Annotated in this window: 11 protein-coding genes; 3 read left to right on the forward strand and 8 right to left on the reverse strand. The window is 69.0% G+C overall.

The features are described from left to right. Positions 1-2: 2 nt before the first annotated feature. From MPE_RS16085 to MPE_RS16110, 6 genes are all read right to left on the reverse strand, one after another. A complete protein-coding gene (locus tag MPE_RS16085) occupies positions 3-6281 on the reverse strand; it encodes a hybrid sensor histidine kinase/response regulator (protein WP_011830762.1) in 6279 nt (2092 codons plus the stop codon). Between the two features lie 58 nt (positions 6282-6339). Beyond that, positions 6340-8667 (reverse strand): methyl-accepting chemotaxis protein, encoded by a 2328-nt coding sequence (locus MPE_RS16090; RefSeq protein ID WP_036231574.1) that lies wholly within the window; start codon positions 8665-8667, stop codon positions 6340-6342. 61 nt (positions 8668-8728) lie between these two features. After that, on the reverse strand, positions 8729-9253 hold the full coding sequence (locus MPE_RS16095; protein ID WP_011830764.1) for a chemotaxis protein CheW: 525 nt from the start codon (positions 9251-9253) through the stop codon (positions 8729-8731). Positions 9254-9292: 39 nt separating this feature from the next. Next, positions 9293-9658 carry a response regulator gene (locus MPE_RS16100; protein WP_011830765.1) on the reverse strand — a complete coding sequence of 122 codons (366 nt, stop codon included), beginning with the start codon at positions 9656-9658 and terminating at the stop codon, positions 9293-9295. A gap of 66 nt (positions 9659-9724) precedes the next feature. Continuing rightward, the gene (locus tag MPE_RS16105; protein WP_193373397.1) at positions 9725-10138 is read right to left on the reverse strand and encodes a response regulator; all 414 of its coding nucleotides are present in this window, start codon (positions 10136-10138) and stop codon (positions 9725-9727) included. 38 nt (positions 10139-10176) lie between these two features. Beyond that, complete coding sequence (locus tag MPE_RS16110) at positions 10177-10329, reverse strand: rubredoxin (protein WP_011830767.1); 153 nt, start codon at positions 10327-10329, stop codon at positions 10177-10179. Positions 10330-10508: 179 nt separating this feature from the next. Between MPE_RS16110 and thiD the strand changes: the two genes are divergently transcribed. The 3 genes from thiD to MPE_RS16125 are packed head-to-tail and all read left to right on the forward strand — an operon-like array spanning position 10509 to position 13642. Continuing rightward, positions 10509-11468 carry a bifunctional hydroxymethylpyrimidine kinase/phosphomethylpyrimidine kinase gene (gene thiD, locus MPE_RS16115; RefSeq protein WP_011830768.1) on the forward strand — a complete coding sequence of 320 codons (960 nt, stop codon included), beginning with the start codon at positions 10509-10511 and terminating at the stop codon, positions 11466-11468. A 16-nt stretch (positions 11469-11484) separates the two neighbouring features. Beyond that, complete coding sequence (gene hemL, locus MPE_RS16120) at positions 11485-12795, forward strand: glutamate-1-semialdehyde 2,1-aminomutase (RefSeq protein ID WP_011830769.1); 1311 nt, start codon at positions 11485-11487, stop codon at positions 12793-12795. A 16-nt stretch (positions 12796-12811) separates the two neighbouring features. Then, positions 12812-13642 carry a D-hexose-6-phosphate mutarotase gene (locus tag MPE_RS16125; protein WP_011830770.1) on the forward strand — a complete coding sequence of 277 codons (831 nt, stop codon included), beginning with the start codon at positions 12812-12814 and terminating at the stop codon, positions 13640-13642. Positions 13643-13658: 16 nt separating this feature from the next. Here MPE_RS16125 and MPE_RS16130 read toward each other — a convergent pair whose 3' ends face one another. After that, positions 13659-14132: a DUF6152 family protein gene (locus tag MPE_RS16130; RefSeq protein WP_011830771.1), complete on the reverse strand. Its 474-nt coding sequence runs from the start codon at positions 14130-14132 to the stop codon at positions 13659-13661. 19 nt (positions 14133-14151) lie between these two features. After that, positions 14152-14604: a hypothetical protein gene (locus MPE_RS16135; RefSeq protein WP_011830772.1), complete on the reverse strand. Its 453-nt coding sequence runs from the start codon at positions 14602-14604 to the stop codon at positions 14152-14154. Positions 14605-14613: the final 9 nt, after the last annotated feature.

A 14613-nucleotide genomic window follows, 5' to 3' on the forward strand; every position in this document is an offset into this window, starting at 1 on the left:
CTTCAGGCCTCTGCCAGCGGCATCGTGCAATAGCGGCCGATCAACGCCAGCAGCTCTTCCTCGCTGTAGGGCTTGCCCAGGTAGTGATTCACACCGAGCTGCGATGCGTAATCGCGGTGCTTTTGGGCGATACGCGAAGTGATCATGATGACCGGCAGCGCCGCGAGCTGGGCATCGGCGCGGATGTTGCGCACCAGGTCGAAGCCATCCATCCGTGGCATCTCGATGTCGGACAACACCACCGACGGGCGCTCTTCCGCCAGGCGCTCGAGCGCTTCGAGGCCGTCCTTCGCCAGCAACACACGGTAGCCTTCGCGCACCAGCAGGCGCTGCGTGACGCGCCGCACCGTGAGCGAATCGTCGACCACCAGCACCAGCGGCGCCGCCTTCGCGGCCGGTGCGGTGGCCTCGGTCAGGTCCGGCACATCGCTCGCCTCGTGCGACGCCATTGCCTGGCGTGCCACGTCACCGTACACCGTGGCGAGCGCCACCGGGTTGTAGATCAACGACACCACGCCGGACGCGAGCAGCGTCATGCCTGCCAGCCCTGGCAGGCGCGACAGTTGCGGGCCGAGGTTCTTGACCACGACTTCCTGATTGCCCAGCACCTCGTCGACGTGCAACGCAACGCGCTGCTGCGCCGAACGCACGACGACGACCGGCAGCGAGCGGCCCACCAGTTCGGTGCCCCGCCGGCTGAGCTGCAGCAGCGCGCCGAGCCAGAAGAACGGCAGCGAGTGGCCGGCGTACGGGTAGCTGCCCGAGGCATAGGCCGCGGCCAACTCGTCGGTGTTGGCGCGTCGGACCAGCTCGACCAGCGTGGCCGGGATCGCCACCGTCGCATTGCCGCTGCGCAACATCACGACCTGGGTCACGGCGGTGGTGAGCGGCAGGATCAGCCTGAAACTGGCGCCCTGGCCCGCGGCGCTGGCCGTCTCGATCCGGCCGCCGACCGCGTTGACCTCGGCACGCACCACGTCCATGCCGACGCCACGGCCGGACAACTCGGTCACCTTTTCGGCCGTGGTGAAGCCAGGCGTGAAGATCAGGTTCGCGAGCTCCGCATCGCTGTGCGGCGCATGAGGGTCGATCAGTCCCATGGACGCGGCCTTGTCGCGGATCCGCGGCAGATTCAGGCCCGCGCCGTCGTCGCGGAACTCCACGCTGACTTCATTGCCCTCCTGGTGCAGCGACACGACGACGGTCCCGATCGGGTCCTTGCCGGCCGCCACGCGCTGCTCGGGTGGCTCGATGCCATGCGTGATGCAGTTGCGCAGCAGGTGCTCGAAGGCGCCGGTCATGCGGTCCAGCACGCCGCGGTCGACTTCGATCGACCCACCGACAATGTCGAGCCGCACCTGCTTGCCGGTTTCCTTGGCAGCCTGGCGCACGACACGGTAGAGGCGGTCGGACAGCCCCTCGAACTCGACCATGCGCGTGCGCAGCAGGTCGTCCTGCAGGTCGCGGGTCAGGCGCGCCTGGGCGGCCAGTTCGTCCTCCGCCGTTTCCAGCGTGCGTTGCAAGGTGCGCTGCACGGTGGCCACGTCGTTGACCGACTCGGCCATCATCCGCGTCAGCTCCTGAAAGCGCGTGAAACGGTCGAACTCCAGCGGGTCGAACGACTGCGCGGCGGCCTTGGCCGCCTCCATGCGCGTGCTCATCTGCGTTTCGGCCTGCAACTCGATGTCGCGCAGCTGGCCGCGCAGGCGCTCGAGGTTGTCGGTCAGGTCGCCGAGAGAATTCTTGATCTGCCCGACCTGAGATTCCAGGCGTGCTCGGGCGATGCTCACTTCGCCCGCCTCGTTGACCATGCGATCGAGCAACTGGGTGCGCACCCGCACCGCTGCAACCGACGCCAGCGGGATGGCCTTCTCGGCCACCACTGCCATCGGCACGTCTGCCTCCTGCGCAAAGCGTGCCCAGTCGATCGCCGGCCCCGGCGGGACCGCCGACGCTTCCGCGGCAGGCTCCGGCGTTGCGAGCAATTCCTCAGCCAGGCCCGGTGGCAGCTCGATCGCGGTCGCGTCCAGCACGGCACTCTCGTCGAGCGGCGGCCAGGCGGTGGTCACCACCGGCGCTTCCGGTGTGTCGATCAGCGGCTGCACGGCCTCCTGCGCGGCCGCATAGGCCTGCGCATCGCGCTGGCACAAGGCCTCGAACGTCGCATTGAGACCGTCGGCACGGCCGAGCAGTTGATCGACCTCGTGCTCACTCGCCGCATCGCGCGCCAGCAGATGTTCGATCGCGGTCTCGAGACGGTGCGCCAGTTCGCCCAGGCGCATCGCGCCGGCGAGGCGAGCGCCGCCCTTGAGGGTGTGCAGGGTCCGCATCGCCGCCGCGGCATGCGACACCTCGTGCGGCTGCTGCGTCCAGGCTCGCAGGTGGGCCGCCAACTCGGGCAGCAGCTCCTGCGCCTCTTCCTCGAAGAACGGGAACAGGTCGGGGTCGACCGCGTCGACAGCGTCGATGTCCTCGTCGCTGTCGAGCGCCGCCATGCGAGCGGCCCGCTGCGGCTCGACGGGCAGCGGCGCCAAAGCCTTGAACTCGGCCTGCCCCAGGTCAACGATGGCTGCAGGAGCCGCCGGCGCGTCGGCGACGGGTTCGATGCCCATCACTGCGGATCCCGGCACCTCGATCGCGGCGCCGGATGCAGTGTCCTGCGGCGCATTGGCTTGCACCTCGACACGCCGCACGAGGTCGAGCTCGTGCAAGGCCAGACGATCGAGCAGCTCCGCGCTAGGCGACTTGAGGAATCCAGCGGCGAACTGGTGCAGCAGGCGGCGCACTTCATCGGCGACATCTACATACAGCTGCGCATCGGCGCTGGTCCCGCCGCCCAACGCCTGAGAATGCACCAGCGCGTGCTCGAGCTGCCGCGCCAGCAACGACAGGTCGCCGAAACCGACGGTGGCGGAACTGCCGGCCAGCGAGTGCGCCAGCGAGATGGCCGACTCGCCCACCGGGCGGTGCAACTCATGCGCCCATTCGGACAGCTCGGTCCCGAGTCGACGTGACAGCTCGTCGGCCTCGTTCAGGTAGATGTTGAACAGCGGGATGCCGATCTGCAGCGGCCCGACGATCTTGACCTGCTCGCTGGTCGGCTCGCCGACGGTGGTCGCGTCGGTCGACTCATCGCGCTCCTCTGCTCCCTCGAACGGCCCATCGACCGTGGGCGACAGCTCGCCCGCACGCGACGGCTCCAGGGCGACCACGATGTCGCCCGACTCGAAGGGCATGGTGTCGGAGTCCGCAACGTCGTCGAACGGAACGGCCGGGGTGCCGTCCTCCCGGGCCATCACGCCCGGCAACGGCTCGAGGGACTGCAACACTTCGGCGCTGGGCAGCAGCGGCTCGATCAGTGCCGGTGTTTCGGCGGCCGGATCGGCAATGACGTCTTCGGCCAGCTCCGGCACCTCGAGATCGAAGGTGGTGATGGACTCCAGGACCGGCGCGGCCGACGGCAACTCCTCGAGCGGCAGCGGCTCGGTCGCAGCGTGCTCGAAGGCCGGCGCGGAGTCGAGAGCCTCCAGGCCTTCGATCGTCGGCAAAGCCGTCGCGGCAATGGCAGGCGGCTCCGCCGCAGGTAAGGCATCGCCCAGGTCGAAGGTGAAGTCCAGGCCCGGGACCGGCATGGGCTCTTCGGCCTTTTCGGTTGCCGAGACCGTGGGGGCCGGCAGATCGAGGTCGCTGGCCGGCGGCAGCACAAAACCGGGCGGCACCGGCAACGGCGCCGTCGGGGCCGCCGGTGCGCCGGAGACCGCCAGGTTCAGGTAACGTCCCTCGAGCCGCATGGCGTCGGCGGACTGGCGCAGTGGGGCGCTGTGCCAGCCTGCGGTGTCCCCGCGGGCGATGGCCTCGACCCAGTGGCCCAGGTGATCGAGGGCGTCGCCGGTCGTGCGCAGCAGGTCGTCACTCGCGGGCTGCTGGCTGGCCAGCAGGTCGTTGTAGAGCTGCTCACAAGCCCAGGACGCCTCGCCGAACTCGCGCAGGCCGACCATCCGCGAACTGCCCTTGAAGGTGTGGAAGGACCGCCGCACCGTGGTGAGCTGCTCCACATCGCCGGGACTGTCGCTCAAGGCGACGAGTGCCGAGCGCGCGGTGTCCAGGACCTCGCGCGCTTCCTCGAGGAAGATCTCGCGCATCTCGTCGTCGCCCTCGAGTCCGGTCTGCTGCACCGGCGCCGCTGGCGTCAACGACATCAGCGGCATACGGCTCGACACCGGTACGGCATCGAGGCCGATCGGGTCGGACGCCGTCGAGACGAACTCGGCCAGGGCACCAACCACCTGCTCTCGCACGCGGGCCTCGGTCTCGCGCTGAGCGAACGGTGCCTCGGCCCGGTCGAGCGCCGCCTGCGCGCTCGACAAGCTGGCCACCAGATCAGGCTGCGCCGCCACGTCCGGTTGCAGCGCAAGGCGCTCGAGCTCGCGCGAGACCTCGGCCAGCGGCATCGTTTCGGTGGCCGCGCTCGACAGCGTCTGCGCCTGGGCGATCAGCGACGGCTCGAGCCGCGGTGCGGCGGCGTCTTCGAGCGGCGTACTGTGTCGGCCGAGCTGCGAGCTCAGCAGACCGCTGGCGGCATCGAAGCGGAACAGCGACTTCGCCACCTGCGGCTGCACGCCCAGCAGGTCGATCATGAAGCTCAGCGCGCTGAGATTGCCGGCGAGGCGCTCGAACAGCGGCTGCTCGTGGCGCGCCTGGTCGCCCGCCGACACCAGGGTGTCGACGTCGTCGCGCATGCGCAGCACGGCGTGGGTCGCCTGGTCGAGGCCGAGCACCGACATCACGCCACGCATCGCCTGCAGCTGCGCGGGCACAGGCATCAGCACGGCCGGATCGGTCGGTGCACGGAAGAACTGGTCGATCAGTTTTTCGGATTCGGACAGCGACGCGCGCAGCTCCTGGACCACGCTGCCCATCGTCTGGCGATCGGACACCCGACGGTAGAGCTCCTCCATCCAGGTCTCGAGGGGCTCGGGCGCTGCGCCTTCGAGCACTGCGTCGACGCGCTGCGCGAGGCGCTGGACGCGCTCGGCCTGCTCGGGCTGGTCGAACGCGCCGTCCTCGAGCGCGGCCTCGAGATAGAGCACGCTGGTGGCCGTCTCCATGGCCAGCGCCGGCGGCGGCACCGTGCCGGCTTGTACGGACGAGCCGACTGCACGCAACAGGGCATCACCGAGCTGGTCGCCACTCGGCACCAGCCGCTTGAGCGAGTCGGCCACCAGCGCGAACTGCTCGTTCAGGCCGGGCAGCCGGTGCATTTCGCCCCCCGCCACTGCCGACCAGGAATCCTTCGCCGTGGCGACCCGCTTGCGGGCCTGTGCGATCCAAGCTGGGTCGTAGCGGCCTAGCTGGACGGCGTTGTAGTCGGATGGCACGGCCTCGCGCGTGGCCGGGTAGGTGCTGCGCACCGCCTGCAGGCGCGGTGCCTCCCCGATGGCGGGCGCTGCAGCCTGTGTGCAGAAGAAGTGCAGGTCGCGCGCGAGCCGCTCGCCGGCCGCCAGATCACCACGCTGCTGGCTGCGCAGCTGGGCGAGCAGGCGCGAGGTCATGCGCTTGGCATAGACGTCGGGCACCAGCAACCCGACGGACTGCGCCTCGAAAAAGGCGGCCGCCAGCTGCCACAGGGTCCTGGTCTGCGACTGCTCCGAGCCGACCGCGAGCCCCGCACTCAGGTCGCTCAGGCGCTGCGTCACGTCGACGCCCGGCTTGCGCATCAGCGTGAGAACTTGCGATTCGAACTCGGCGACGATGGCCGCATCGGCACCCCGCGGCGCAACGCCGGGCTCGGCAGGCACCACGTGCCATTGCCAGTCCTGAGGCCACAGGTCTGCCGGGTGGATGCGCTCGGCGCCGGCCAGCTCCTGGACCGCGCGGTACTGCGGGAACAGCGCTACCGAGGAAACCGGCTTGCCGGCGAGTCGGCGCGCCAGGAAATCATGCAGCGCGAACGAAGCGCGCTCGATGGTCTCGACCGCCGCCAGGTCGAGCTTGTGGGGCTTGGAGATGTAGCGCTGGACTGCGGCTTCGCTGCCACGCAGCAGCGCGGCACCCGCCGGCAGACCAACCAGTTCGAGCACGCCGACGCCCTGGTGGATCTGCTGCCGCGCTGTGCGCAGCTGAGTCGGTTCGACATCGTCGAGGTCGGACTCAAACGTGGATTCGGTTTCCTTCAGCGTGCGGCGAAGCGCCTTGTGCGCGGTGTCGAGCGACTTGCGCAGTTCCTCCTGAACCCAGGCCAGGGCACTGACGTCGTCGAGGGTGTCGTGTGGGCTGTCCATCCGCTGCTCGGTCCGGTGACGGGTCTGCGCTGTGCGACGAAGAAGCTGCCGCGCCGCTTCAGTCGATCTTGAACCGCGCGACCGAGGCCTTCAGCTCTTCGGCCGTGCGCGACAGTTCCCGCACCAGTTGCGCGGTCGAGCGGGTGCCATCGCCGGTCTGCTCGGTCACCGCGAAGATGTGCTGGATGTTGGCCGCCACGATGTTGGCGGACTGTGCCTCGCGAGAGGCTTCGGCCGAGATCGCCTCGATCAGCTCCGCGAGCTGGCGCGACACGCGGTCGATCTCGCCCAGTGCGGTACCGGCGTTGTCTGACAGCTTGGCGCCCTCGACGACCCCCTGCGTCGACCGCTCCATGGCCGCCACCGCGTCCTGCGTGTCGGTCTGAATGGTCTTCACCAGCGCGGCGATCTGCTTGGTCGCGTCGCCCGAGCGTTCGGCCAGCCGCTGCACTTCCTCTGCAACGACCGAGAAGCCGCGCCCCGCTTCACCAGCCGAGGCAGCCTGGATGGCGGCGTTCAGCGCCAGCACGTTGGTCTGCTCGGTGATGTCGGAGATCAGCTCGGTGATCTCGCCGATCTCCTGCGAGCTTTCACCGAGCCGCTTGATGCGCTTGGACGTGTCCTGGATCTGGTCGCGCAGCGTGTTCATGCCGCCGATCGCGTTCTGCACCGCCTGCAGGCCGGACTCGGCCGCCATCAGCGACTGCCGCGCGACCTGGGCCGACTGCGTGGCCTGCGCCGACACGTCATTGATGCGGCCGGCCATCTGCAGCACCGATTCGCCGGTCTCGCGGATCTCGCGCAGCTGTTCGTCGGAGGCCGCCAGCAGTTCGGTGGACGTCGCTTCGACCTGTGTCGTGGTCTCCGTCATCCGGGACACCGAGCCCTGCACCTGCGACACCAGGGTGCGCAGCTCTTCGACTGTGTAGTTCACCGAGTCGGCGATGGCGCCGGTGATGTCCTCGGTCACGGTGGCCTGCTGCGTCAGGTCACCTTCGGCGACCGTCTGCAGTTCATTCATCAGCCTCAGAATCGCCGCCTGGTTGGCATCGTTGACGCGCTTGGCTTCCTGTTCCTGCCGTTCCGCTTCCTCGCGCTGCAGGTTGGCGACCGCGGCGCGCTGGCGCTGGTCCTGCAGGTAGACATACAGCAGACCGGCGATGCCGGCCAGAGCCAGCAGCACCGAGACCACGATCACCAGCAGGTTGAAGGCACCCAGCCCGGTCCGACCTTGCAACTGGGCCTGAACGGCCTGGAACCCGACCCGCAACGGCTCGCTGTCGGCGAGGATCGACGACTGCGCTTCGCGTGCTGCAACCAGACCTTGCAGATTGCCCAGGATGGAGCCGGCCAGCGTGCGCGTCTCCTCGAACTGCTTCAGCAGCGCCTGCAGGCGTTCGCGTGTCGCGGCGTCGCGGGTCCCCGGCAGCCGCAGCTCGGCGTTGCCGTCGAGCAGCCCCTGGGCGATCTCCTTGAACGAGTTCAGATCCTTGCCGAGCAGGAACACCGCCTCGGGCGACACCCCCTCGACGGTGAGGAACTCGTTGGCCGACTTGCCGATGCGCTGCGTGAGCATCACCAGCTGCCCCACGGCCGACAGTTCGGACGGCGAGGCGTCCTGCTGCAGTTTCAGCGACGACACCGTCTCGGCGATCTCCAGCAGGTCGGACGACTGCCGGTTGATGCCACGCAGCGCCTTCCCCACCTGCGTCAATGTCAGCTGCTGCGCCAGCACGGTGTTGGAGTTCTTCTCGGCCTTGTCGATCAACGGCATCAGTGGCTCGATCAGCGGTTGCACGCCAGCCGGGGCCGCACTGACCATCTCGTTGCCTCCCTGCAGTCCGCGCGACGCCATGGCCAGGACGCCGGCGCTCTCCTTCACCTCGGGGAAAGCCGCATCGTTGCCGATCAGGGCCTGCGAAACCGACTTCGCGAGCCGCTGCGACTGCATGAGCACGTCGCCGGTCGCGGCCACCTGACCGGCGCTGCGATCGGCAGAGGTCAGCGCGGCAACGGTGACCACCACCAGACCAAGCAGGCCGACGAACAGCATGCCGCCCAGCACCCGTTGCTGGCTGCCGATCGACAGGCCGCCGATCAGGGGGAGCGCTGCGCCCACGGCCGCCAGGCCGCCGCTGTTCTCGACGCGCGTCTCGCTGAACCCATCGCCCAACTCCGACGGCGCCGATTCGGAAATGATCGAAGAGTCGTCGTGCAAGGCCGGCGGCGGCGACATCGCCGTCGTGTCGAGCGCGGCACTGCCGTCGTGCCCCCCGACCACGAGATCCTCGGCCATCGGATAGGCGTCGTCGAACGGCAGGTCGTCTGCAGGATCGTCCTGCGACTTGCGCTGGCCCAGATTCTTGAACTTGTTCAGAAAGCTCATAAACGCCTCTCGCTCACCTCGGTGATTCGGTCGCGGTGCCCCGGTGCGCTGTGGCCAGCGGTCACCGGGCGATCCTCAGGAATGCCTCTTCGCCAGCCAGTTCCGCCAGCACGATCTCCTGCCAGCGCCGGCCACCGGCGTCGGCATAGGTAGCGCCGGCGAAGGCCGGATGGGCCGCCTCGTCGGGCACGACCCGCAACTGGTCGGCCGAGCGCAGGCCGGCCAGTCGATCGACCAGCAAGGCGCAGTTGACTTCCAGCGCCGGATTGAACGCGATCAGTCGCGACTGGGGGCCGAACTCCTGGGGCGGCGCCGCGCGCAGGCCCAGGAAGACCGCCAGATCGACCACGCCATGAAGGCGCCCCCGCAGATTGGCCACACCCAGAAACCAGGCACCGGTGTGCGGCACCGGCATCAGCGCCGTCAGCGGGAAGATCTCGCTCGCCTGCCCCAGCGGCAGCAACAGGCCCTGCCCGCCGCACTCGACAGCCAGCCAGGTGGCCGTCTCGGACTTCTGCAGTCGCGCGGCCTGCAGCCGCTCGGCGAGCCGGGTCTGCAGTTCACGCAGCGCTTCCTTCTTGGCCATGCCGTCGCGACTCGGTTGCGGTAGAGATTGACCGACGGCTCAGTCGAACGCGCGGATCTTGGCGATCAGCTCGTCGGCGTCGACCGGCTTGACCACGTAGTCGCGTGCGCCCTGCCGCATGCCCCAGACCTTGTCGGTCTCCTGATTCTTGCTGGTGCACATGATCACCGGGACATCGGTGAAGCGCACGTCCCGCGTGATGGCTCGGGTGAGCTGAAACCCGTTCTGCCCCGGCATCACGACATCCATCAGGATGAGGTCGGGCTTCTCCTCGCCGAGCCGACGCATTGCCTCCTCGCCGTTCTCGGCGGTGCGCACCTGATAGCCGCGCTTGACGAGCAGTTCGGACAGGAAATGCAGTTCGGTCTTGGAATCGTCGACGAGCAGGATCTTCGCGATCGTCATGATGGTGTCCTCAAACTTGCGCGGGCAACCGGGGGCGCCACGCCTGCTGCGCCAGGCCCGGCACGATCACGCAACGCGGCGGTGCTGTTCCACCGCTCGCAGCAACTGGTCTTTGGTGAAAGGCTTGGTCAGGTAGTCCTCGGAGCCGACCATGCGGCCCCGGGCCTTGTCGAACAGGCCGTCCTTCGAGGACAGCATGATCACCGGTACGCCGGAGAACTTGGGGTTGCGCTTGATGATGGCGCAGGTCTGGTAGCCATCGAGTCGCGGCATCAGGATGTCGCAAAAGATGAGATGCGGCTGGTGATCATTGACCTTGGCCAGCGCATCGAAGCCGTCCTCGGCCAGCACGACCACGTATCCGCCCTGCTTCAGGAAGATCTCGGCGCTGCGCCGGATGGTGTTGCTGTCGTCGATGACGAGCACGCGGATGGCTTCGGCAGTTGCAGCCTCCCCGCCCTCCTGTCCTTCTTGCGTCAGCGCCTCGTTCAAAGGATGTGCTCCTCAGCGGCAGGTTGCTAGATCTGCACCATCTCGAAGTCCTCCTTGCGTGCGCCGCATTCGGGACAGGTCCAGTTCATCGGGACGTCGGCCCAGGCGGTGCCTGCAGCGAGGCCGTGCTCCGGATCCCCGGCGGCCTCGTCGTAGATCCATCCGCAGATGAGGCACATCCAGGTTTTCGATTCGCTCACGGTGTCTTGGCTGCTCACTACAATGACAAAAGATTGTAGCGATCGCCTTTGGCAAAAAATCAAGGGTTAGTGGGCACATACGCAACATTCCTCATCATTTTCTGGAACTCCGTGACTGCATGCGCGGCCACGGCTCCAAGCCCTGATCGAACCCTCTCATGAACACGATCGCGCCCAGCGCTACCGAACCCACCGAGCCCGCTGCGAGCGACGCGCCGCCGGCGTGCGTGATGAGCTTCAACGCCAGCGACCCGAGTGGTGCCGGCGGGCTGGCCGGCGACATCTCCACCATCGCCGCGATGGGCGCACACGCCCTGCCCGTTGTCACCGCCATCGTGATGCGCGATACCGCCGAGGTCTTCGAATCGCACGAGATCGAGGCCGACACCATCGTCGAGCAGGCCCGCAGCATCCTCGAGGACGTGACCATCTCGGCGTGGAAGGTCGGCTTTCTCGGCAGCGCCGAGGGCGTGGCCGGCGTGGCCGAAGTGCTGAGCGACTACCCCGACGTGCCGCTGGTCGCCTACCTGACCAGCGTGTCCTGGCTCGAAGAAGACGACCAGCAGGCCTACCAGGACGCCTACCGCGAGCTGATCCTGCCGGCCACCGAGGTCCTGGTCGGCAACCAGCAGACCCTGGTCGACTTCCTGTTGCCCGAATGGGAGGCCGAACGGCCGCCCTCGGCCCGCGAGCTGGCGGTCGCCGCGGGCGAGCTCGGCGCCCGCTACGTGCTGGTGACCGGCATCGCCCTGCCCGCCAGCCGCGGGGCCGAGGCCCAGGTCGACAATGTGCTGGCGTCGCCGCAAGGCGCGATCACCGGGGAGAAGTTCGAGCGCTTCGACGCCACCTTCCTCGGAGCCGGCGAAACCCTGGCCGCCGCACTGGCCTCGCTGCTGGCAAGCGGCCAGGATCTCCACCTCGCGGTCTCGGAGGCGCTCAGCTTCCTCGACCAGGCGCTGGACGCCGGGTTCCGCCCCGGCATGGGCAATGTGGTCCCCGATCGCTTCTTCTGGGCGCTGCCGGAAGCCGAGCCCGGCGCCGAGGAAGAGGGACTGATGGGCGAGCCTGCCACCGACGAACTGCCGTCCGCCGAGCGCGGGCCGCGCCGCATCCACTGATCAAAGCAACTCCACGATGGCCGACTCGCGCAATGCCAGCCTGTTCGAACGGGCCCGCCGCAGCATCCCCGGGGGCGTGAACTCGCCGGTCCGCGCCTTCCGCGCAGTCGGCGGTACGCCGCGTTTCATCGCCCGGGCCGACGGCGCCTACCTGTGGGACGCCGACGGCAAGCGCTACATCGACTACATCGGCTCCTGGGGACCGATGATCCTCGGTCACGGCCACCCCGCCGTGCTGGAGGCCGTGCAGAAGGCAGCAACCGAGGGCTTCAGCTTCGGCGCCCCGACGGAGCGCGAGGTGGAACTGGCCGAGGAGATCCTGAAACTGGTCCCCAGTGCCGAGCAGGTGCGCCTGGTCAGCTCGGGCACCGAGGCGGCGATGAGCGCGTTGCGGCTGGCGCGCGGCGCGACTGGGCGCTCGAAGATTGTCAAGTTCGAGGGCTGCTACCACGGCCATGCCGACGCGCTTCTGGTGAAGGCCGGCTCGGGGCTCGCGACCTTCGGCCACCCCACCTCGGCCGGCGTGCCTACCGAGGTGGTGCAGCACACGCTGGTGTTGACCTACAACGACGTGACGGGCCTCGAGGCGGCTTTCAGTGCGCACGGCGCCGAGATCGCCTGCGTGATGATCGAGCCGATCGCCGGCAACATGAATTTCGTGCGGGCCGGCCTCCCGTTCATGAAGCGGCTGCGCGAGCTGTGCACGCAGCACGGGGCGCTGCTGGTGTTCGACGAAGTGATGACGGGCTTTCGCGTCGCGCTCGGCGGCGCCCAGAGCCTGTATGCGAAGGCGATTCCCGGCTTCAAGCCCGACCTCAGCGTGTTCGGCAAGGTCATCGGCGGCGGCATGCCGCTCGCGGCTTTCGCCGGGCCGCGCGCCATCATGGAACAGCTCGCACCGCTCGGCCCGGTCTACCAGGCCGGCACGCTGAGCGGCAACCCGGTCGCCACCGCGTGCGGCCTGGCCACGCTGCGCGAGATCCAGAAGCCGGGCTTCTTCGAATCGCTGGCAGCGGGCACGCGCGACCTGCTCGACGGACTGCTGCACGCGGCCACTGCGGCTGGCGTGCCGATGGTGGGCGACTGCGAGGGCGGCATGTTCGGCTTCTTTTTCCCGAAGACGGCGCAAGCCGCGCTGCCGCAGAACTATGTCGAGGTGATGGCCACCGACGGCGAGCGCTTCAACCGCTATTTCCACGGCATGCTCGACCGCGGCGTGTATCTGGCGCCGGCTCTCTACGAAGCCGGCTTCGTCAGCGCCGCGCACACGCCGGCCGACATCGAGGCGACGCTCGCCGCGGCCCGCGCCACGCTGGCAGCGGCCTGATCGCGGCCGGGCCCGCATGGCGATGACCGAGGTGCTCGGCCAGGCGGCTGTGGTCCTGCGGACCGCGGACGGCGCCGAGGCGACGGTGCTGCTGCACGGTGCCCATGTGGTGTCGTGGCGACCTGCGGGCCTGCCGGAGCAGCTCTATCTCTCACCACGGGCGCAGGCCGGCCCCGGCCAGGCAGTGCGGGGCGGCATCCCGGTGATCTTTCCGCAGTTCGAACGCCGCGGGCCCTTGCCGCGCCATGGGTTCGCACGCGATCGCGCGTGGACGCTGGTCGAGCACGGCCCGCAGCGCCAGCACACCCAGGCGGTGCTGAGCCTGACCGATACCGACGCCACCCGCGCGGTGTGGCCCCACGCGTTCGAGGCCGAACTGACCGTCAGCCTGTCGGGTCGCGCGCTGGAGATGGAACTGGCCGTGCTGAACACCGGCGATCGGGCCTTCGAGTTCACCGCCGCGCTGCACACCTACCTGCGCTGCGACGACGTGCGCGAGGCCCGCGTCTCGGGGCTGCTGGGCGGTGACTTCGAGGACAGCCTGCGCGGCACAACGCACCGCCAGGAGATCGAGCCGCAGGCGATCGTCGGCGAAATCGATCGCATCTACTGGAACGTCGTGTCGCCGGTGGTGCTGCAGGCGCCGCAGCGGCGCGTCTCCATCAGCGCGGAAGGCTTCCCGGACCGCGTGCTCTGGAACCCCGGCGCCGAGAAGGCGGCAGCGATGGCCGACCTGCCCGACGACGACTGGCTGCAGATGCTGTGCATCGAGACCGCCTGCATCGGCCGGCCCGTGCCGCTGGCCGCGGGCCAGGAGTGGTTCGCTCGACAGACCCTGCAGGCCTGAGTTCGCCGGTTCGTACTCAGGCCGGCGACGACCGCAGGCCGTAGGCCTGCCCGGCCACGAACAGATACTCGGCCCGCAGCACGGCCTCGCCCTGTTCGCCACCGAAGGTGAAGCCCAGCAGGGCCAGTGAGGTACCGGGTCGGATTTCGGCGACCTTCCAGGCCTCCATGCGCGTCAGCGGTGCGAGTTCCACATGCCACAGCCGGTCCTTGCGCGTCGGCAGCACCGCCGCGGCCAGCAGCCCGGGCCCGTCGACCTGGGCGCTCTGCGCGGGCAGCGGGCGCTTTGCCAAGTCGGCAGGCAGGCGCAGGTCGGACGCTACCTCCAGGTCGAGTTCCACGTGCGGGTTGCGCCAAGCGACCCGGACCGCGCGCCCCTCGAGGTAGATCGGGCGGCCCTGGTCGAAGCGGCTCCAGCCGTGGTGGGCCTGCCCCCGCAGCGGCAGCACCGCGCCGGCGCACGCGGCGAGCATCAGGTGGCGACGTTTCATCGGCTTCTCCTTTCCGGCCTCAGGCGTAGGCGATCCAGCGACCGCAGATGATGACGGCGATCCATAGCCCCAGCGACAGCACGGTCTGCGCGCGCGCCCAGACATCGAACCGGTGCAGGCTGCCGCGGGCATGGAAGATCGCCGCATTGCTGCCGGCCGCCAGCAGCAGCGCCATCTTCAGCGTGAAGTAGCGGTTCGCCAGCAGGTCGCCCGGCTGGCTGCTGAACATCAGCGCACCGGACACGGCCGCCACGCTGAAGCCCAGCAGCGTGACCGGCAGCGCGAGCCGCGCCAGCGCCGGCACGCTCAGGGCCGGCGCGGCGCCCCACAGGCGCAGCTCGAACACCACCAGGCTGCCGAACAGCAGCGCGATGCCGCACAGGTGCACGGCCTCGAGCGCCGGGTACAGCCAGGGGTGCTGGGCCAGCCAGGTCCAGGCCGGCAGCACGAGTGGAACGGCTTGTGCTTCCATGTCGCAGAA

This window comes from Methylibium petroleiphilum PM1 (assembly GCF_000015725.1).
In the GTDB taxonomy this organism is placed as follows: domain Bacteria; phylum Pseudomonadota; class Gammaproteobacteria; order Burkholderiales; family Burkholderiaceae_C; genus Methylibium; species Methylibium petroleiphilum.